Source organism: Paraburkholderia sp. UCT2, assembly GCF_014397665.1.
GTDB lineage: Bacteria > Pseudomonadota > Gammaproteobacteria > Burkholderiales > Burkholderiaceae > Paraburkholderia > Paraburkholderia tuberum.
This window is the reverse complement of record NZ_VZQO01000011.1, coordinates 127859-149655: the sequence shown is the minus strand read 5'-3', so window position 1 is coordinate 149655 and position 21797 is coordinate 127859. Positions and strand designations below refer to the sequence as shown.

The following is a 21797-nucleotide window of genomic DNA, read 5'->3' as shown; positions in this document are numbered from 1 at the left end:
GATGGAAAGAAAAATAGCAATTATCGGGATGGCATGTCGCTTTCCCGGCGGAGTGACCGGACCCGAAGACTTCTGGCAACTGCTGTGCGATGAGCGCGACGCAGTGACCGTCGTGCCACCCGATCGATTCGGCACGGAGTTCTACCAGCATCCGTCCAGGAAAGAGCCGGGGAAGAGCTACACGTTCTCGGCGGGTGTTCTCGACAACGTGGCCGGTTTCGATGCCGCTTTCTTCGGCGTTTCGCCGCGCGAGGCGACCCAGATGGACCCGCAGCAGCGTCTGCTGCTCGAACTCGCGTGGGAAGCGTTCGAGGACGCCGGTGTGCGTCCAGCGGAGATGCGCGGCCGGGACTGCGGCGTGTTCGTCGGCGCCGCAAGCATGGACTACGGCAACCGCAGCATGGACGACCTGAACTGGATCGATCCATACTCGGCCACGGGCAACACGCTCAGCATTGCGTCCAATCGCGTTTCCTATCTGTTCGATCTGCGCGGTCCGAGCATGTCGGTGGACACTGCCTGCTCGTCGTCGATCGTCGCGCTGCATCAGGCCGTGCAGGCATTGCAGTCGGGCGAAACCGAAATGGCGCTCGCGGGCGGCGTCAATCTGCTGCTTCATCCGTTTGGCTTCGTGAGCTTCTCGAAGGCGTCGATGCTGTCGCCGCGAGGCCGCTGCCGCGCATTCGATGCGACCGGCGACGGCTATGTGCGCGCCGAGGGCGGCGCCTTCGTGCTACTCAAGCCGCTCGAGCGCGCGCTTGCGGACGGCGACACAATTCACGCGGTCATCGCCGGTTCGGGCGTGAATTCCAACGGCCATTCGCACGGCGGTATCAGTGTGCCGACGACGGCCATGCAGACCGAACTGCTGCGCTCGGTCTACCGCCGCGCGGGCGTTGATCCGCGCTCGCTCGCCTATCTGGAAGCTCACGGCACGGGTACCGCAGTCGGCGACCCGATCGAGGCGCGCGCGCTAATAGAGGCAGTCGCGGGCGGCCGTCCGGCCGACGATCCGCTCCTGATCGGCTCGGTCAAGACCAACGTCGGGCACCTCGAAACCGCCTCGGGCATGGCCGGCCTCTTCAAGGCGATCCTCTGCCTGAAGCACGGCGCGGTGCCGCGCTCGCTCCATTTCGAAACGCCCAATCCCGCCATCGATTTCGAGGGCGGACGCCTACGCGTCGTCGACCGCTTCACCCCACTCTCGCGGCGTGATGGTGCGCCGCTGACGATTGGCGTCAACTCGTTCGGCTTCGGCGGCACCAACGCGCACGTCGTGCTAGCGGAGGCGGTGAGGGTAGCCGCGCCCGTCGCGCCTGTCGCCGGCATGCTGGCGGTTGCGCACGCAGCCTTGCCGCCGCTCGTCCTTACGGCGCGCTCGCAGGTTGCGCTTGCCGCACTCGCCGCGCGCTACCACGCGCGCCTCGCGAGCGGCGCCGATTGGTCTGCGCTCGCGGTCGGCGCCGCGCGCCGCCGTGAATGGCTCGAACAGCGCGTAGTCATTGCGCCGCCCGGCCTGAAAGCCGGTTGCGCCGCACTCTTGATGCTGGCGGATTCGTCCGATCAGGCGCTCCCGGCTTACGTCGCTCGCGGCCAGGCCTTGGCGGCGGCCGCCAAGGTGGCGTTCGTCTATGCTGGCAACGGCTGCCAATGGGCCGGCATGGGCAAGCAGCTCTATGCGGAAGACGCAGTGTTCCGCACGGCGCTCGACGAAGTCGACGTGCTTTGGCGTGCCGACGGCAGCGACTCGCTCGTTGACGTGCTGCGCGCCGGCGCGAGCGCCGAATGGCTCGCCGCGACGGAGAACGCGCAGCCGCTACTCTTCGCTATCCAAGTTGGCATCACGCGCGCACTCGAAGCGCGCGGCATCTGTTTCGATGCGGCGGTCGGTCATAGCGTTGGTGAAATCGCGGCCGCGTGGGCATCGGGCGCGCTGACGCTTGCCCAGGCCGTGCGCGTGATCCGCGTTCGCAGCAGCGCGCAGGGCCTGACGCGCGGCACCGGCAAGATGGCTGCGGCGGGCATTGGCGAAGCCGAGGCACGGCAGTTGATCGCACACCTCGGTCTCGCGGAGATGGTCGAACTGGCCGGCACCAACAGCCCCGAAGCCGTCACGCTGGCCGGATCGCCCGAAGAACTCGAAGCGATCGGCGCTTCGCTCGCCGCGAACGGCAGCTTCTTCCAACTGCTCGATCTTGATTACGCGTTCCACAGCAGCCGCATGGACGCCATCGAGCCGGTCGTGCGCGCCGGTCTCGCCGATCTGGCTCCGCGCGAAGGCACGAAGCGCTACGTCTCGACTGTCACCGGCGACACGCTTGCCGGCACGTCGCTCGACGCAGGCTACTGGTGGCGCAACATCCGGGAGCCGGTGCGTTTTGGCGAAGCGCTCACGCGTCTCGCCGATACAGGCGTAAGCGTGTTCATCGAAATCGCCCCGCACTCGATTCTGCGCCACTACGTCAAGCAGACGCTCGCGAGCCTGAATCTCGCCGGTGAGGTCGTGCCCACACTCAAGCGCCATCACGACAGCGCGCAGATGCTCGCGCATTCGACGCTATCGGCGGTCGCGCACGGCGCGCGCGTCGATGTCGACCGCTTCGTGCCAGTAGCGTCTCAGGGCTCATATGTGGCGCTGCCGACTTACCCGTGGCAGCGCGAACGCCACTGGCAGACGGCCACCATCGAAGGCTACAACCTCGTGAATCGCCGCGTCGATCATCCGCTGCTCGGCTACCGTCTGCACGAGCATGCGTTTGCATGGGAAAACCAGCTCGATCCGCAGCGCGTGCCGATGCTCGCCGATCACGTCGTCGATGGTGGCGTTGCATTTCCGGGCGCGGGCTACGTGGAAATGGCGCTGGCCGCTGCGCGCGTGTTCTTCCGCACGTCGGACGTCGCGCTCGAGAACCTCGAGATCCGCATGCCGGTCGTGTTCCAGCCGCAGCACGCGAAGCTGTTGCGCTTCGTGATCGACGCGCGCACCGCGTCGTTTACGATCGAGACGCGCGAGCGCATGAGCGACGGGCCGTGGAATCTCAACGTGACGGGCCGCCTGCTCGAAAGCGGCAGCACGCTAGGCGCGCAGAGCACGGCCGATGAATCGGTGCTGGCGCGCCTCGAAGCTATCCCCGCGATGCCCGGCGACGCCCTCTACGCAAGCACGACCGCTATCGGTCTGAGCTATGGTCCGGCGTTCCGCTGGGTGCACAAGGTGCAGGTGCAAGGCGACGACGCGCTCGCTGACTTTGAAGTGCCGCAGGTGCTTGCCGGCGCGCACGCGGTGGCCGGCTGGCTGCTGCATCCCGCGCTGATGGACAGCGGTTTTCATCCGCTCTTCGCCGTGCTGGGCCAGGCCGGCGCCGCGCCAGGCGAAGCGCGAGCAGCCTTCGTGCCGGTACAGATCGGCCGCGTCGACTTTCTGCGTGGCGACTCGGTACGGCGTGTGCTGGCGCGTGTGCAGCGGCGCAGCCCGCATTCGATCGTTGCGTCGTTCGAATTCCTCGACGCCGACAATGCAATCGTCGCGCGTCTTTCTGCGTGCCGTTTCCGCCGCGTCGACCTTACGGGCCGACGCCACGCCGCACCGGCGCGCTTTGCCTACGCGCTTGAAGCGCGTCCGCTGCCTGAGGGCTTCACGGCTGCCGCGCTGCCCACGCCGGCTGCGCTCGTCGAACGTGCGAGCGCGCGTCTCGCTTCGCATGAGGACAGCGCGCAACGTACGCGTCACTTGAACGAAACGCTGCCGTTGCTCGACGTGCTCGCGGGCCTGTACGCGTTGAACGCGCTAGAAGCGATCGGCGCATTCGCGCAGCTCGTGCTGCCCACGCTCGCCAATACGCCACTGCTCGCGCGCCTTGCGCAGATCGTCGTGGAAGACGGACTCGCCCGCTTCGAGGGCGAGCGTCTCGTGCGCGACGACGCGGCCGTCTTCGCGGCGATGCCTTCGCATGATGCGCTGTGGCGCGATGTGCTGGCGGTTTCGCCCGCGCACGTCGCCGAACTGACACTGCTCGCGCACGTGGGCGCGGCGCTGCCACGCGTGCTGCGCGATGGAGCATCCGATGCCGATGCGCCCGCGTTGCTGTCGCCGACGGGGCGCAGCCTCGTCGAGCAGTTTTTCGACGCTTCGCCCACGTGGTCGCATGCCCGCGCGATGCTCGCCGCCTGCGCGAAAGAAGCGCTGGCAGCGTGGCCGGGCACTCGTCGCCTGCGCATGCTGGAAATCGGCGCGACGAGCGTCGAAGTGCTCCAGCCGCTCGACATCGGCGTGCCGGCTTCGCGGTGCGAACACGTGATTGCAGGCACGCACCAGCAGCTCGCCGCGCTCGACGCGGAAGCGCACGCGCACGTTCAGACGCTGCAGCTCGGAGTGAACGAACCGCTTTTCACGCATTACCGTGACGCCGCGCCGTTCGACGTGATCGTCGTCAATCGCATGATCGGCGAACAGGCCGATCCACTCTCCACGCTGCAAGCAATTGCCGAACGGCTCGCGCCGGGCGGAGTAGTCGTGCTCGCCGACGCGCGCCGCAGCCGTTTCGCCGACATCGTCTTCGGCGTGGCGGGCCACGAGGTCGCCGCACAGGCCTACGGCGCGCTCGCACCGGCCGCGCTTCGCACGCTTTGCGAACGCGCCGGTCTGCAGGACGTCGTGCGTCACTCAGAGCAGGGCCTCGATCTCGAAGGTGCGCCGACGCTGATGGTCGCGCGCAAGCCTGCGTCCGCTCAGCAGATGCAACCCCGTTCGACCGACGCGCAGCCGTGGCTGATCGTGCAGAGCGGCAACGACGCGTTCGGGTCTGCGCTCGCGGAAGAACTCGAGCGCTTTGGCTGCCAGGTTGAAGCGACGAGCGTGCGCGAAGCGGCCGCATGGCTCGAACGCAAGAACACGCAAGCGCAGATCGTGTTCGTGGCACCGCTCGTACAGCTCGACGACGCCAGCGGCGCCGACATCATGCGCGCGCAGCAGGACGGCGTGCTCGCGCTCGCCATGCTCGCACGCGAATTCGAAACAGCCTGCGTGGCCGCGCTGGCGCGCCTGTCCGTGGTGACACGCGGAGGCGCGCCGTTCAGTCAAGGCTCGGGCACAGCGGCGCAGCCCGAGCAGGCGAGCCTATGGGGCCTCGGCCGCGTGATGGCGAACGAATACCCGACGCTTGCGCTGCGCCTTATCGACGTGGCGGGCGCGGATGGCAAGGCCGTATCGCAGTTGGCGCACGCGCTCACGCACTATGACGGCGAGGAAGAGGTGCTGCTCACGGCGCAGGGCCGCTACGTGCCACGCATGCTGCCGGCGCAAACAGCGGAACGGCAGACGCCGCGCGACGAATCCACGGCTGAACAGGTGGCCGACCCCGTGCCCGCAGTGCTGGCGTTCGATATGCCCGGCTCGCTACGCAACCTCGAATGGTTCGCGTTGCCCGAGCGCGAACTGAGTCCAGGCGAAGTCGAGATCGCGCCGATGGCGACCGGTCTGAACTTCCGCGACGTCATGTATTCGATGGGCCTGCTCTCCGACGAGGCGGTCGAAACCGGTTTCGCGGGCGCGACGATCGGTATGGAACTCTCGGGCCGCATCATGCGCGTCGGCGCGGGCGTCAAAGGCTGGGCGCCCGGCGACGCGGTGCTCGGCTTCGCGCCGGCTTCGTTCGCCACGCGGGTGGTCACGCGTGCGAGCGCGATCGCGCGCAAGCCCGAAACGATTTCCTTCGAAGCAGCCGCTACGATTCCCACGACCTTCTTCACCGCGTACTACGCACTGTGCGAGCTCGCACGGCTGCGCCGGGGCGAGCGCGTGCTCGTACACGGCGGTGCGGGTGGTGTCGGCATTGCCGCGATCCAGATCGCCCGCCATCTCGGCGCGGAAGTGTTCGCCACCGCTGGCGCCGACGAAAAACGCGAGTTCGTGCGCCTGCTCGGCGCCGATCGCGTGTTCGACTCGCGCAGCCTCGCGTTCGCCGACGAGGTGCGCGTCTGCACGAACGGTGAGGGCGTCGACATCGTGCTCAACTCGCTCGCGGGCGAGGCGATGGTGCGCGGCATCGACACGCTGCGTCCGTTCGGCCGCTTCCTTGAACTGGGCAAGCGCGACTTCTACGAGAACAGCCAGATCGGCCTGCGGCCGTTCCGCAACAACATCAGCTATTTCGGCATCGACGCCGATCAGCTCATGGGCGTGCTGCCCGCACTCACCACGCGCCTCTTCGAGGAAGTGATGGCGCTCTTCGTGAACGGCGTGCTGCATCCGTTACCGTATCGTGCCTTCCCGGCCGCGCGCGCGGAGGAGGCGTTCCGCTACATGCAGCAGGCGCGCCAGATCGGCAAGGTGCTCGTCACCTATCCGTCGGGTACGCCGGCGCCCACGCGGGGCGTCGCGCAGCCCGTGCTGCGCCTCGACCCGCAGGCGGCGTATCTGATAGTCGGCGGAACTGGTGGTCTCGGTTACGCAAGCGCGCGCTGGATGATCGCGCGCGGCGCGCGTCACGTGACGCTCGCGAGCCGCGGCGGCGCACTCGACTCGGCGAAGCAGCAGGAACTCGAGCGCTGGCGTGCCGAGCATGGCGCGACCGTGACAGTGGTGTCGTGCGACGTGACCGATGCGGCGGCGCTCGATGGTCTGATCGAGCGCATCGAGGCGCGCGGAACGCCGCTCAAGGGCGTGCTGCACTCCGCGATGCGCATCGACGACGGCCTGCTGCGCAACATCGACGACGCGCGCATGCTCGCCGTGCTCGAACCCAAAGTTGCGGGTGCATGGAATCTGCACCGCGCGACGCAGCGCTGCGCGCTCGACTTCTTCGTGCTGTATTCCTCGGCCACGACTTATCTCGGCAATCCGGGCCAGGGCGCGTATGTGGCGGCTAATAGCTTCCTCGAAGCGCTTGTCGCCCATCGCCGCGCGGCCGGGCTGGCCGCCACCTTCATGGCGTGGGGGCCGATCGAGGATGTTGGCTTCCTCGCGCGCAACAGCACGACGCGTGAAGCGCTGCAGGCGCGCATCGGCGGTGCGTCGATCACCTCTGACGAGGCGATGACGGCGCTCGAGCACGCGCTCGCAACCGGTGCGGTCGGCGAGGCTGTGGTGCGTCTGGACTGGGCGGCGATCGCGCGCGGCATGCCCGCCGCGCAGGCGCGTCGCTACATGGCATTGCAAGGCGGCGGCGCTAGCGAGACAACGAGCGAGGACGGCGCACTGCTCGAACAGTTGCGCGCTCTCCCGAAAGTCGAAGCGGTCGCGGCGGTCGAGACCGCGCTGCGCGGTCACATCGCGCGCATCCTGCACATGTCGCCGGAGCGCATCGCGCTCGACCGCTCGGTGCTCGATCTTGGCATGGACTCGCTGATGGGGATGGAACTCGGCATGGCGGTCGAGGAGTCGTTCGGCGTGAAGCTGTCGATCATGGCGATCGCCGAAGGCGCGACGGTGCACACGCTCGCCGTGCGCATCGTCGACATGCTCGACGACGAGAGCGGCGAAAACGAGCCCGGCACGCAGGGGGCCGCGAATGGCGCGAACGAGGAATTCGCGGCGCTGGCCGCGCGCCACGCGCTCGACGAGAACGAGGCGCGCGCGCTGCTCAAACGTAATCGAAACGCGGGCAACAACTATCAGGATCAACAGGGAGACGAGTCATGTCAGTCGACGCCGGCGTTTGCGGAGTGAAGCTGCCTGCGGGCTGGCGGCCGAGCGAAGGCACGCTGGCGCGGCCGCTCGAACTGTCGGGGCACGGCTTGCACACCGGGCGGCGCGTGAACGTGCGCATTTTGCCCGTCGAGACCTCGGCGACGGCGGGCGGACGACACGGCATCGTGTTTCGGCGCCTGCACAAGGGGCAAGCGCTCGGCACGGTGGCCGCCGATCCGTCGTTGCGCCGGGGGCAGCCGCTCTGCACGATGTTGCGCGCGAAGGATGGCCTCGGCGTGCGCACGGTCGAGCACCTGCTCGCGTCGTTGCTCGCGTGCGAGATCGATCACGCGATCGTCGAACTCGACGCTGAAGAAGTGCCGATTCTCGACGGCAGCGCGCAGCCATGGATCGATGCGATCCTGGCATGCGGGCGCGCCGCGCTGCCGCAGCCGAAGCGCTTCTTGCGCGTGCTCGAGACTGTGAGCGTCGCCGACGGTGAGGGCGCCGCGCGCCGTGAAATGCGCGTCGAGCCCGCCGACGACTATGCGCTCAGCGTGCACAACAACGACCTCAAGGGGTTCGGCGACATGGAATGGCACGGCCGGCTCACGCCGCGCGCCTTTGCCGATGAGATCGCTTCGTCGCGCTCGTATGGGCAGATCAAGTGGGCCGTGCCCGCGATCGTCGTGGGCTATCTGCGCGGCTGGCCCATTCTGCGCGGCGCACGGATGTCATGCACGGCGGCGATTGTCGGCAAGCGTGTAGTAGGCGGCTTGCGTCAACCAGACGAGTTCGTGCGCCATCGCGTGCTCGATCTGGTCGGTGACCTCGCGCTCGCCGGTGCGCCGCTGCTCGCTCACGTGAGCGCGCGGCGGCCAACGCATGAAATGAACTACCGGCTGCTTGCTGCGCTGTTGGGCACACCGGGCGCATACGAGTGGGTCGAGGCGCACGCATAACGCAGGCATGCCACATAAACAGGTTAGATCGGATTACATGGGACTCGGGGAAACACTACGCCAGCAATTGGCGGCCAAAGCGCTGAAGCGGCAACTGGAGCGCGCGACCGATGCGGTTGCGGCGCCTGGGATGCCTGATGGTGAGGCGGCGTATGCCGCGCAGACACTGTCAGCGCGCAGCCGCTTCGAAGCGATGCCGCAATTCCAGCAGGTCAAGCTGATGCGCGAGATGGGCGAGACGCTGGGCGTCGAGTCGCCGTTTTTTCGCGTGCACGACGGCATTGCGGGTGCGACTACGCAGATAGGCGGGCGCGAGTATGTGAACTTCGCGAACTACAGTTATCTCGGGTTCGCAGGTGAGCCGGCCATCGGGGCGCGCGCCAAGGCGGCGATCGACCGGTACGGCACGTCCGCTTCGGCGAGCCGCATCGTTGCGGGCGAGCGGCCCGTGCATCGTGAGCTCGAACGAGCGCTCGCCGCGTTCTATGAAACGGACGACTGCGTCGCGTTCGTGAGCGGCCACGCGACGAACGTCACCGTCATTGGTTCGCTGTTCGGGCCGGGTGATTTGATCGTGCACGACGCGCTCGCGCATAACAGCATCGTGCAGGGGGCACAGCTAAGTGGTGCAAAGCGACTGAGCTTCGCGCACAACGACTGGCAGGCGCTCGACGAACTGCTTACGCGCGTGCGCCGCGAGTATCGCAACGTGTTAGTCGCGATCGAAGGTCTCTACAGCATGGACGGTGACTTTCCCGATCTGCAGCGCTTTTGCGAGGTGAAGGAGCGGCACGGTGCGTTCCTGTTGGTCGACGAAGCACATTCGCTTGGCGTGCTCGGCGCGACGGGCAGGGGTATTCGCGAGCACTGCGACGTGGCGTCGGACCGCGTCGATCTGTGGATGGGCACGATGAGCAAGACGCTGGCAGGTTGCGGAGGCTTTATCGCTGGCTGCCAGCCGCTCGCCGATATGCTTCGCAACCTTGCACCGGGTTTTCTCTATAGCGTGGGTCTCGCTCCGGCGCTTGCCGAGGCTTCGCTCGCCGCGCTTGAATGTTTGATCGCGCAACCTCACCGTGTCACGCAATTGCAGGCGCGCGGTCGCCAGTTTTTGACAGCGGCGCACGCAGCCGGACTCGACACTGGCACGAGCGCGGGCTATGCAGTCGTGCCGGTCATCACGGGCAGTTCGCTGAAAGCCGCGCAGTGGGCGAATGCGCTGTTCGAAGAGGGTATCAACGTGCAGCCGATTTTTTATCCGGCTGTGGAGGAGAAAGCGGCGCGCTTGCGCTTCTTCATCTGCTCGACGCATGAGCCGGAGCAGATTAGCCGGACGGTTGCAGCGGTGGCGAGGCTGGCGGGGTGTTGAACCTTTTGTGTGGTGCGAGATTGTCGCGCGGTTAGTGCTGTTGCTGCTGATCGTGCGCTTGTTATTAGCACGTTTTGGAGCGTAATCGAATTTCAACGGAAATAAGAAACGCTATCGCGTGCAATTGACACTGGATAAAATGCTGGCTATCCAAAATAGCGCTAAATGTGCCAGCTCAATTTTAAAAGCGGTGCGCTCGTCAGGGTGAGCTCGTAACGCGATGTGATGACTGGCTTTCGCCGGAAGTTTTCAGCATCGTGGCAACCCGATTCGCAGGTCGCGCCCGGTTCAGGTTTCAGGGTTCATGAATAAGACTTTTTTTATCGCTTGCCTTCCGGTGGTTTTGACGTTGTCGGGGTGCGCTACGTTTCCGGGTTGGATGCCGTCGTCGGGCGCGAGCCGAGAGCAGGTTTTAGAACAGCACGATTCGGGGCGCGTTGAGGGCATTCAGGTCGTGGACGTCAACGATGCATTGGCACGCAAGTTGGCCAATGCCAAGCAGCTCGGCCGATTCTCGAACATCTTCACGAGCGGGACGGCCAACATTTACGTGATTGGCCCGGGCGATGTGATCGACGTGACGATATGGGAGGCGCCGCCAGCGATATTGTTTGGGAGCCTGACGCCGGCAACATCGATCGCCGCCATAACGCCGAGCGGCAGCACGGGCGTGCCATTGCCGCCTCAGATGGTAGACGCGGATGGCACGATCTCGGTGCCGTTTGCTGGCCGGGTCTTCGTCAAGGGCCTGACTATCGAGCAGATCGAGGCCAGCATTTTGCGTCAGCTCAAAGGCAAGGCAAATCAGCCTCAGGTACTAGTGAGTCTGGCGAAGAACAACGCATCGAATGTCACGGTTATTGGTGAGGTAAATGACAGCAAGATGATGCCGCTTACCCCGCGAGGTGAGAGGTTATTGGATGCGTTGGCGTTTGCAGGGGGAGGGAAGCAGACGATCAGCCATATGGCTATTCGTCTTTCACGCGGCAATGTGACGGCGACAATGCCGCTGGATTCCGTGATTCGCGATCCGCATCAGAACGTGCCGCTCCGGCCCGGCGATGTAGTGACAGCGCTTTATCAACCCGAGACGTTCTCGGTGTTGGGCGCAACGGGCAAGAATGAGGAAATTCCACTTGAAGCCCAAGGAATCTCGCTGGCTCAGGCGCTCGCTCGCTCGGGCGGGCTCAGTGATTCTCGCGCGGATGCGCGAGGAGTATTTGTGTTCCGGTTTGAGGATGCGAAGTTGGTCGATCGCAAGGATGCATCCGTTCAGCCAGTCAACGGAACCGTGCCGGTTGTTTATGAAATCAACCTGCGTGATCCTGCCTCGTTTTTTGTGACGCAGAATTTCCCGATTCAGAACCACGACCTGATCTACGTTTCGAATTCGCCGGGTGCCGAGTTCAGCAAATTTCTGTCCTATATCACGATGGTGGCCTATCCCGCGGCGACCATCACTTACGACATGAATCGGTAGCGGCTTATGACAGGAAAGACTCGTAGTCCGAGCGAAATTACGTTTTCGGTCTGGCGCGCTATTTTTTTGCGTGAGGCGGTTGATCGTCTGTTCGAAGGGCGTGCCGCTTGGCTGTGGCTACTAGTTGAGCCAGTTGCCTACATTGGTCTGCATGCTTTTGGATTCGAGACATTGCACGTTAACCAGGTTGGTGGAATGGCGATCAATATGTTCATTGTCGCGGGCTTCATCGGATTTCTGCTTTGGCGTCGCACATGGATGCAGGTGTTGCATGGAATCGACTCGAATCGGGCTTTTTTCGCTTATCGGCAAATCAAACCTTTTGATGTCGCGTTCGTGCGCGCGTTCGTCGAGTTGTTCCTCATGGTGCCAGTCGCGATTCTAATCATGTCTCTGGTGATCATGACTGGACATGGAATAACGCAGAACACGCAAGATCCAGTATGGCTTCCGCAAAATCCTCTGCTGGTGATCGCAGCGATTTTCGGACTGTGGTTATTGGGTTTGGGATTCGGAATGGTGACCTCGGTGCTGATGCGATTTGTTCCTGAAGTCGATCACATCTTCAAGATTCTTTATCTTCCGTTGTATTACATGTCGGGTGCGTTGTTGCCGCTGACGTTGTACGTGCCGCTGCCTTATCAATACATCTTTGCCGCCAACCCCATCGTTGATGGCGTTGAGATGATGCGGCTGGGTTATTGGCCCAATTACAACGCGCTCGCAGGCGTGAGCCTTGGTTACGTTTATGCGTGGGCCCTGGCCCTGCTGCTGCTGGGGTTGATGTTGTACAAGCGGTTCTCCAGAAAGCTGGTGATGCGATGATACTTGTCGAAGACGTTCACAAACGCTACCAGAGTGAACACGGAGCCGGAAAATGGATATTGGGTGGCATCAATATCACGATTCCATCGCGTCACAGTGTGGCCTTGATTGGAAAAAACGGCGCTGGTAAATCCACTCTGCTGCGGATCATTGGCGGAATCGATTTTCCGACCAAGGGACGCGTTCAACGCCTTTGCCAGGTCTCCTGGCCCATGGGTGGCGCCGGTCTGGAGGGGACATTGACCGGGCGTCAAAACGCAAAATTCGTGTGCCGGATTCACGGTCACCAGGATGAGCTCGTCGATCGCCTGGCCTATATCCAGGATTTCGCCGAATTAGGCGCTGCCTTTGACGAACCCGTGCAGACCTATTCGTCGGGCATGCGCTCGCGCCTGCAATTCGCGATGTCTTTGGCTTTCAATTTCGATGTGTACATTTCCGACGAAGTAACGGCGGCAGGAGACGCGAGATTCAGAAAGAAAGCCGCAAACGCTTTCAAAAATATGACCGCTCAGGCTAGCGTGATCATGGTCTCCCACGACGAAAACACACTGAAACAGTTTTGTCAGTCGGCTATCTGGATCAATAACGGCCAGGCCCACTGGTTCGACGATCTCGAAGATGGTTTGAAAGTCTATAAGGATTATGTTCTGGTATGAGTGATTCATTGTTGCCGGCCAACCCGGGTGTAATTGCCAGATCGGGCATGTTCCTGGGCCAATGCAAGGACGCTTTGTTTTCGGTCAGGGCTTTTAAATTGCTCATCCGACTGGTCGCCGCGTACACGATTCTGTCCATTCCGTACTGGTTGTTCTTCGCGTCCGATCGTTACGTTTCGAATGCGATTGTGGTCATCCAACGGACCGATCAAGTCAGCGGCTCGCCAATCAGCCTTGCGCCGGGCATTGCCGCAGTCGCAGGCGCCGCCAGCCCGAGCAGTGCCGATCAGTTGTTACTGACGCAATATCTTTTGTCACGGGAGATGCTGGATAAGCTGGATGCCGCGTTTGATCTGCGCTCGCACTACAGCGGCTGGCATCATGATCCGATTTCGCGCATGTTGTTCAGGAATGAGCCGGCTGAATGGTTCTATCAGTACTGGCTGTCGCGCGTTGACGTCGAATACGACAGCTACAACGGCGTCATCGACATCCAGATCCAGGCCTACGATGCCAAAACCGCGCGTGCCATCGTGGAGTTCATGATCCGCGAGGGGCAGGCACAGATGAACCGGATCGGTCATCAACTCGCGCAGTCCCAGGTTGATTTCCTGACCAAGCAGGTCACAGTCACACACCAACGCCTGCTCGACGAGACGCAGGCCCTCGTTGATTTCCAGAATCACCAGGGACTAGTCGCGCCCGCAACTACGGCAGCGAGTCTTAACGGCCTGATCGACAAGCTCGAGGCGCAGAAAACCGAGGTTCAGACCCAACTCGATTCGCTGCCTTCGACGTTGAGCGCCAATCAACCCACTGTGGTGATGCTCAAGAAGAATCTCGCCGCCATTGATCAGCAGATTGCGCAAAGGCGAGCGGAACTGGCTTCACCGTCAAGCAAAACACTGAACTACACGGTCGAAGAGTTCCAGCGCTTGCAGATGCAGGTCGGCTTCGCCCAGGACTTGTACAAGACTGCGCTTTCAGCATTGGAGCAGGGCCGCATGGATGCAGCCCGTACCTTGAAGATGGTTTCGGTGTTGCAGCCCGCGACGCGGCCGGACTACCCCGTGGAGCCGAAGCGCTTGTATAGCGCATTCGTGACCTTGCTCGTCGGGCTTGCGATGATGGGTGTCTTGAAACTGATCGAGAGCATCATCCTCGATCACGTCGACTGAGCCACTGAACTGTATCTGCTCACGTAACAGTTTTTTGCCAGGAACAAACAGTCAAAATGAAAAACCTGATTGTCGTAGGAGCGCGGCCGGAAGCGGACGCCTATGTCGGGATGTCACACGCGAACAATTCTCATGGCGACGACAACGCCGCGCATGGCATGCGCGATATCCTGGTGAAGGTATCGTGAATACCATTTCGATCATCGGTCTCGGCTACATCGGCCTACCCACTGCAACAATGTTTGCCTCGCGCCGGCTCCGTGTCATTGGTGTCGATGTCTCGCCCTATGTTGTCGACACCATTAATCGCGGGAATATCCATATCGTCGAGCCCGAGCTCGATATCCTCGTTCAGGCCGCGGTCGGCGCGGGCTATCTTCGGGCGACTCTGCACGCTGAGGCCGCCGATGCGTTTATCATCGCCGTGCCGACTCCATTGACTGGAGATAACAAGCCCGATGTGAGCTATATCGAAGCTGCGGCCAGATCGATCGCCCCAGTGCTCAAGCCAGGCAATGTGGTCATCCTTGAATCCACTTCTCCGGTAGGCACGACGGAGCGCCTCGCCGAGTGGCTCGCGGAGTTCCGTCCGGATCTGAGCTTTCCGCATCAGCGCGGCGACGCGTCGGATATCCGGATCGCGCATTGTCCCGAGCGAGTATTGCCCGGACGTGTCGCGCATGAGCTGGTTGCCAACGACCGTATTATCGGCGGCATGACGCGTACTTGTTCCGAGGCGGCTGTTGCGTTGTACAAGCTCGTCGTGCAAGGCGATTGCATCGTCACTGACGTGCGGACCGCCGAAATGTGTAAGCTGGCTGAGAACAGCTTTCGTGACGTCAATATCGCCTACGCAAACGAACTCTCGATAATCTGCGATCAACAGGGCATCGATGTGTGGCAAGTCATCCGGCTTGCCAATCGGCATCCGCGCGTCAACATTCTGCAGCCGGGCTGCGGCGTTGGCGGACACTGCATTGCGGTCGATCCCTGGTTCATCGTGGACAGTGCGCCGGCGGACACGCAATTGATCCGTGCCGCGCGCCATGTGAACGACTCGAAACCGGCATGGGTCTCGCTCAAGGTAGACCGGGCCGTCGAAGAGCTGACCCGATCAGGCGTCGCGCTCGAGGATATCCGGATCGCGTGTCTGGGCATCACCTACAAGGCGGACATCGACGACCTGCGCGAGAGCCCCGCGCTCGAAATCGCCGAAGATCTCGCGCGCCGCTACGACCAAAAAATTGCGATCGTTGAACCCAACCTCCAGGTATTGCCCGATCACCTTGAGCAGACGAACGCCACGCTACTAACGCTGGACGACGCAATCGCCCAAAGTAACATCCTCGTTTTGCTTGTGGAGCATGCCGAATTCAAGCGCGTCAGGCCCGAACTGAACCGGCGACAAAAGCTGATCGATACACGCGGTATATGGGGAGTGAAATAAATGATGGAACAAAACAATCATGTCCCTGTTGCATTGGATTTCGACGGCGTGAAATATGAAAACGAATTACTGATCGAGCAGCTGCATCAAGTTCAGGAAGAGTTGGAGCGTTGCCAACTGCGGAGTGAGGCACTCGAAAAGGAGGCGGGGCAGCATTCCCAGCGGAGCATTTCGCTAGGAAAAGACTGGGTGGATGACGAGCTGGTCGGTGCACTCGCTGAGTGTCAGCACTTACGTACCGTGGTCAAAGTCCAGCGAGACGTACACGAAGTGCAAACGCGAAACGCACTGAACGTGAAGCTGGGAGACCTCATGATTCGGGGTGTCGATTCTCCCAGAGCGTTGCTCGCACTGCCTGTCAGGCTTGCCGGGATTTGGCGCAGGTATCGCCGCGTGACGGCGCCCGAGTCGCTTGGGGGAAAAGATTTCGGCCGGGTCATCGAAGCCTTCAAGACGGGCGGCTTTGAGGCGGCTGAAAAGCTTTTGCTCAACATTTCCCCGATCGTACAAGCGAACGCGTACACGGCGCTGAGCAGGTATTTGATCGAGCAAAATCGCGGCGGCGCGGCCGAGGCCGCACATCGGGCCTTTGCGTTGGATCCGAAAACGTATCGCCTTAAGTGGCTCGCTTTTAAGCTTCATAAGGCGGGCGACGTCATTCAGGCGCAGGCGATGATTGACGTCCTGCCGTCGGATACAGCATTTAGCGAATCGGAGACGCGACAGGCGAATCAGTTGCGCAACGAGGCTGCGCTCGCGCGCCAACGCGACGCCAAACAAAAGACGGGATACGACGAACGACGCATCGAAGTCGAGAAAAGGCTGAATCGCGTGACGCAAGAGCGGGACCAGCAAGCGACGCTTGCCGCTGAGCGTGCGAGGCAAATCGACGCCCTCAAGCAAATCAAAACGCAGCGGGAGCGGGATGCGGAGGCACTGAAAGTCAAGCACCAGACAGCGGCGAGATTGGCAGATGAGGGCCGCAAGGAGATCGATCTCCTCACTCAAGCTCAAGCGAGCCTCGATAGAGACAAGGCGGCTCTCGAAGCCAGGCTCGATCAGGCTACGAAGATTGCGCTGGGTCATGCCACGAGAATTGACGAGCTCAATCAGGCGGGTGCGCAGCTGGCACAGGACAATGCCGAGCTGAGAGCGCGGCACGAGGATGCAGTCAAGCTCGCGGCCGAACTCAGGAGCGAAATCAACTCGCTGATCCAGGCGAAGGTACAGGCGCAGGCCGAGGGCGGAGCCCTCCAGACCAGGCTCGACGAGACGGCTATGAAGCTGGCACATGGTTGCGAGCAAATTGAACTCCTCAAGCAGAGCAACGCGCAACTGGAGCGCGACAAGGCCGAAGCGGCAAAGCTCGCGGCTGACTGTGCAAAGGAGGTCGAGATGCTGAAGCAAGGCCGGTTGCAACTGGAGCGCGACAAGGCGACATCGGAGAAGGCGCATCGGGACGCGGCAGCACATACGGCGGTGGGTCAGCAACTGTTGCGCGAGGAAGTGGCGCGTGCCGAGACACAGCTCGAACTGCTCAAGGACATCCTCTTTCGAGATCTAACGACATCAGGTGAGCGCTGAGATGGCTGAACTTCGGTCAGAACAACTCGTCCCACCCTACGACAAGCATTTGCTGCAGCGTGCGCAAACGCAATGGCAGTTCGGGGATTGGAACAGTCTCGCGATGCTTGATTGTGCGATGCTGCAAGACCACCCCGATCGCGCGGCGCTCGCGGTTTTTGCTGCCGCTGGCCGTCTTCAATCGGGGCTAAGTGACGATGCGCGACATTACATTCGTTTGGCATTGGACTGGGGGACAAGCAGGGCACTGGTCAGCAAGATTCTGATCTCGGCGATCCACAATACTTTGGGCCGCATCGCCGTAGCTGAGCGTCAATCAAGTCGAGCGCAGTTTCACTTCGAAAATTCGATATCGACCGGTGCATCTGAGTGCGACACCCGCCTTATAATTCAAGCACGTACGGACGCACAAACGAGGCAGATAGAGTTGCGCCGGTCACGTCTGGAAGCCGAGCGTCTTCAGGAGGGCGATGCGATCGCCATCCCCGAAGCGAGCAAGACCGCGACCGCGGTCAAGCCGAATCCCGCCCCCACCGGCAAGCCATTCGACGTGAAAGGAGCGAACAATCTGATCAGCGGGATAACGTTGACCGAGCAAAGCAGAAAGCGTTGGCCGTATTTTTTGAAAATCGAAGAACTGCAGATAGCGCTGTTTCTGCAACTGATTGCTTATGCCAAGCCTGTGCGCTTTTTCGATATCGGTGCGAATGTCGGTTTCTACACCCTTGTCGCACAGAAGTATTTTTCGCGACTCCGGTGCGTTGCATTTGAACCGACGCCGGACACGTTTACCAATCTCGTCGAGAATCTGAATGCGAACGAGCGTGAAGGTGGCGCGGAGGCCAGCTGTGTCGCGCTGTCATCGAAGAGCGGCACGGCCGAGTTTGGAGACTTTGGCGATTGCTCGGGCAAGAACTCGATTGTTTCGACTTCCATTCACGAACAAGACACCGTCAAGCATCGGATACGCGTTCCTATGGAGACGCTCGACCATCGATACGCCGAAAGACTAGGGCGGGTCATTGTCAAGATCGACGCCGAAGGCCACGAGACGGAGATCATCAAAGGCGGGGCCAGTTTTTTCCGGAAGAATGAGATCGTGTTGCAGGTCGAAACGGGCCATAAAGAGAACTCGCACGAACTCGATCAACTGATTCGGAATCAAGGGCTCGATCCGATCTTCAAGCTGGGTCCCGACAGTTATTACTCGAATGTTCCCGATCTGGTGGAGAAGTCCAGAACTGCGGAGCTTCTCGAAAACGCCAGTCGATTCCTGATCGCTCACCGCTGGGATGTACAACAGAGATTCGAGTGATCGGAAAGAGGACGCGCTCGAGCGGATCGGCCGCTTTTGCTGTGCGGAAAAAACGAACAACAAGGAAGACGTACTAGACGGTATGGACAACAACAATATCGCGGGTGCGAATGAGCTGTATCGAGCGGGTGACTTTAGCCGGGCACTCACGCTCTACGAGAGTATCGCCCGCCGCCCGGGATGGGCGGATATCGTTCGCGCCAACATCGAACTTTGCCGTCGACGGATTCACGTGCACGCCGAAGGGCAGCGCGGACATGTCGACCGCGCCGCGGTTTTATCCGATGCGCCTCAGATTGTCGTCACGATGACGACGATCCGCTCTCGTCTCCTTTATCTGCCCCGTGTGATCGAAAGCTTGGCCAAGCAAACGCTGAGGCCGGTGCGAATAGATCTCAATATTTCGCATCAGCCCTACCTGTTGGACGAAGGGCTCGCGTCGGACGATCCGGTTCTCGCCGAGCTGATGACGCTCCCATTGGTTCGCGTCAACTGGGTGGCGAATATTGGCCCGTACCGGAAGATCTGGCCGTTCCTGGAAGAGCATTTCTCCAGGGAGCGTGCCGAAGATCGGCTTTTTGTGACGGTCGATGACGACACGATCTACCCGGAATATTTCCTTGAGCAGCTTTACGAAAATTACCTCACACACGATTGCGTGGTTGCATTCCGCGGACGCCACATCGAATTCGACCGCGAGCAGGTCGGGCCATACGAAACCTGGACGTGGGGCAGGTGCGAGCCGACGCTTTCGAACCTGCCCACGGGAAAGGACGGCATTCTGTACAGCACCAAGTTTTTTACCAAGGAATTCTTGAATTTGAGTGCTGCGCTGGAGATTGCGCCGACCGCCGATGACTTGTGGATCAAATGGCATTGCGCGTTGAACGGCTTCCCGTCAATCGTTTTGAATCCAGAGGCATGTAGTTCGGATTACAAGAGCTTTCCGGTCGTCAACTACGACAAGTCTTTCAGGGGTAATAGCCTCTATGCGCGGCATAACGCTACGGGAGCGCAAAGCAAAAATGACGCTTCGGTAGAGCGGCTTGAGGCCTATTTTGCATGCGCTTATGGCTACGATTTAGCGTGGCTGATTCAGTCGGAGTCGAACGCATCATGCTAACGAAAGAGCGATTGCTGACACTGCCCAAAGGGGCGCTCGGACTGGCTATTTGTGTTTTCGTCAGCGAGCGGATCGACGCGGGGGTCATCCCGGAATTGCCCTTGGTACTCGCGGTTCTGCGCAAGCGTTTCGCGGCCAGCATCACGCTCGGCATGAGCGGAGGAGGGCGTCTTGAGCCCGAAATTCTTCAAAAGTGGCTGGCCGACGGCCTGATTGACCAGACGATTTGCTCGGGGCACGAAAGCCTCGTGTTGAACGACCTGGTCGATGCCGCGATCCGCAGCAATGCACTCACGGCAGTATTCGCAGACGTCAATGAACTGCTGAGCCGGCCGGCCCGTGTGATCCGTTTTCTTGTCGCGCACCACGGGATGATTCGCCATTCCGCATTGAGTGCGGACGGCGCCATGTGGCACGCCGGGCAATCGCAGCTGCGAGCTATTCCCAAGGCGCGATTCCCGGCGAACTGGAACGACGGACTCCGGTACGTGCATTCGGTATGTACGCCTGGAAAACAACAAACTCTGGCGATCTCGCGCGAGCCTGCGCTTGAGGGCATATCACCCACGCAATCTCATCGTTTGTTCGTGACGGAGACCGGTTTAATCCGACTGGGAGGCTGGGAGACTTTCAGGACACGACCGATCCGATTTGGCGGTGTCGATGTCAGCCAGTTTGATGCCGTCTCGGTGCTGTCGTTGAATGGGGAATTGCAGCCTGAGGGAGAGGATGCGTGGAGGACCTTGCCTGGTATCGTCCGTTCCGGAACTGAAGGCGAGTCGGTGGTGTTCGATATCTGGCCGGCGCCGTATTCACCGCCGGTCGCGGATCGCGGGAGCGAAAACGCAGCGATCGATCTTCCGAGGCAGATTTTGGTGGGGCGTCGGTGTCCGGTGCCTGTCACCGCTGTCGTGACAGCGCGTGAGGAGCAGGAGGCGGTCTACATCATGTCCAACTTCAACAAAGCCAGGTATCTTCACGCGGCCTTGTATGGGTGGCTGATGCAGACGCATTCCAGAATCAAACTGGAAATCGTCGACGATATTAGCACGGATGAATCGGTCGAAAAAACACGCGAATTTTTTGCTAGATTGAGCGTGGATCCGGCATTGTTCGCGCTTGAGATCAACGAAGCAAAGCGTGGAACATACTGGATACGCAATCTGATCATTTCCCGAAATCGACGCGACGACGTCGTTTTCTTCGTCAACGATTCCGATGACACTAGCAGTGCGCTACGTACGACGTTGCAGATAGGCGCACTCAAGTCGATGAATATTGATTTCGCGTGCCTGTTCAATATCATTCGGGTGGATGGTCAATACGCTCCGCTTCCGCTCAACGACGAGGTCGAGCGCTACGGGACGGCGTCGCTGTGCTTCAAGGCAAATCTCATCGACAAGGTGGGCTTTTTCCAGAATATCCGGAAGAACGCGGATACGGAATTTATCCGCCGCGTGAAGCGCTTCGCTGGTAAATCATCTTTATCGTGGATCAAGCTGCCCGTGATGTTCCAGCCTTTCGACGGCGGCAATTTGACCGCGGATATCTGTTCCCTCTCGGAATCGGGCGGTAAGCTGACCGTGGACAACAATCTGCGCGCCGTGCATATCGAAATTGCGGATCACCATCACCAAAGCCTTGATCCGGATACCTTGCCGGCTCATTTCGATTTCCCGCTTTCGACGTTACCGCAAGCTTACGCGCGACTAGGGCATGAGTTTCTGATCGACGGATATCGGCTGCCGGACACTGTTGTAGTGGTTCTGCAGGGTCCTGAAGTCGAGCAAGAGTCGTCGTTCCTGCTCGCCGGCGTCTCCGTCGTGGTCCAGGGGGCGGGCAACGACTGGATAGTCAAAACGAGTGAGGGCGATGAAATCCAGTCGAGCTCCGGATTTTTTGATGTGCTCAAGCAATATTCCGAGCGAAGCGCGCTTCACGCTTATGTCACGACCTCACAGCTTGTGAGCAACTTGCGTGAAGCACCGGATCGCTCTGACGGCTTCGGGGGTAAGGAGTTTTCGAATCTCGTACTGAGGTCAAAAGCTAAAGGGGATCGATACGCAATGAAATACGACGGGTCCTGGCACGATGTCGATACCTTCTTCGAAAAAAAGAAGGGCAAATTTGACAGCAAGATCATCGGCGATACGAGTATTGATGTTTCATCGATGCCGTCGCTTGATATTCCGGCTTTTTTGCATACATCGAGTCTGGCAGTATAATAT

General features: G+C 61.0%; 13 protein-coding genes. All 13 read left to right on the top strand.

Features of this window, described 5'->3' with window-relative positions; all coding sequences use genetic code 11:
- The first annotated feature begins 1 nt into the window (after position 1).
- The 13 genes from F6X39_RS11980 (at position 2) to F6X39_RS11925 (ending at position 21794) form a co-directional block, all read left to right on the top strand.
- On the top strand, positions 2–7666 hold the full coding sequence (locus F6X39_RS11980) for a type I polyketide synthase (protein WP_187616806.1): 7665 nt from the start codon (positions 2–4) through the stop codon (positions 7664–7666).
- Positions 7663–8589 carry a UDP-3-O-acyl N-acetylglycosamine deacetylase gene (locus F6X39_RS11975; protein ID WP_187616805.1) on the top strand — a complete coding sequence of 309 codons (927 nt, stop codon included), beginning with the start codon at positions 7663–7665 and terminating at the stop codon, positions 8587–8589. Before F6X39_RS11980 ends, F6X39_RS11975 begins: the two co-directional genes overlap by 4 nt.
- A gap of 37 nt (positions 8590–8626) precedes the next feature.
- Positions 8627–9958: an aminotransferase class I/II-fold pyridoxal phosphate-dependent enzyme gene (locus F6X39_RS11970; protein WP_187616804.1), complete on the top strand. Its 1332-nt coding sequence runs from the start codon at positions 8627–8629 to the stop codon at positions 9956–9958.
- A 304-nt stretch (positions 9959–10262) separates the two neighbouring features.
- Positions 10263–11438, top strand: coding sequence for a polysaccharide biosynthesis/export family protein (locus F6X39_RS11965; RefSeq protein WP_187616790.1), 1176 nt, complete (start codon positions 10263–10265; stop codon positions 11436–11438).
- Positions 11439–11444: 6 nt separating this feature from the next.
- A complete protein-coding gene (locus tag F6X39_RS11960) occupies positions 11445–12263 on the top strand; it encodes an ABC transporter permease (RefSeq protein WP_187616789.1) in 819 nt (272 codons plus the stop codon).
- Positions 12260–12922: an ABC transporter ATP-binding protein gene (locus tag F6X39_RS11955; RefSeq protein WP_187616788.1), complete on the top strand. Its 663-nt coding sequence runs from the start codon at positions 12260–12262 to the stop codon at positions 12920–12922. Before F6X39_RS11960 ends, F6X39_RS11955 begins: the two co-directional genes overlap by 4 nt.
- The gene (locus tag F6X39_RS11950; RefSeq protein WP_187616787.1) at positions 12919–14100 is read left to right on the top strand and encodes a chain-length determining protein; all 1182 of its coding nucleotides are present in this window, start codon (positions 12919–12921) and stop codon (positions 14098–14100) included. Before F6X39_RS11955 ends, F6X39_RS11950 begins: the two co-directional genes overlap by 4 nt.
- A gap of 56 nt (positions 14101–14156) precedes the next feature.
- Positions 14157–14288 (top strand): hypothetical protein, encoded by a 132-nt coding sequence (locus tag F6X39_RS36770; RefSeq protein ID WP_262413946.1) that lies wholly within the window; start codon positions 14157–14159, stop codon positions 14286–14288.
- Positions 14285–15547: a UDP-N-acetyl-D-mannosamine dehydrogenase gene (wecC, locus tag F6X39_RS11945; RefSeq protein ID WP_410450076.1), complete on the top strand. Its 1263-nt coding sequence runs from the start codon at positions 14285–14287 to the stop codon at positions 15545–15547. The genes F6X39_RS36770 and wecC overlap by 4 nt, the downstream gene beginning before the upstream one ends.
- On the top strand, positions 15548–17131 hold the full coding sequence (locus tag F6X39_RS11940) for a hypothetical protein (protein WP_187616786.1): 1584 nt from the start codon (positions 15548–15550) through the stop codon (positions 17129–17131).
- Position 17132: 1 nt separating this feature from the next.
- Positions 17133–18446, top strand: a complete 1314-nt coding sequence (locus F6X39_RS11935) for an FkbM family methyltransferase (RefSeq protein ID WP_187616785.1) — start codon at positions 17133–17135, stop codon at positions 18444–18446.
- Positions 18424–19569: a glycosyltransferase family A protein gene (locus F6X39_RS11930; RefSeq protein WP_187616784.1), complete on the top strand. Its 1146-nt coding sequence runs from the start codon at positions 18424–18426 to the stop codon at positions 19567–19569. The genes F6X39_RS11935 and F6X39_RS11930 overlap by 23 nt, the downstream gene beginning before the upstream one ends.
- Positions 19563–21794, top strand: coding sequence for a glycosyltransferase family A protein (locus F6X39_RS11925; protein ID WP_187616783.1), 2232 nt, complete (start codon positions 19563–19565; stop codon positions 21792–21794). Before F6X39_RS11930 ends, F6X39_RS11925 begins: the two co-directional genes overlap by 7 nt.
- Positions 21795–21797 lie beyond the last annotated feature (3 nt).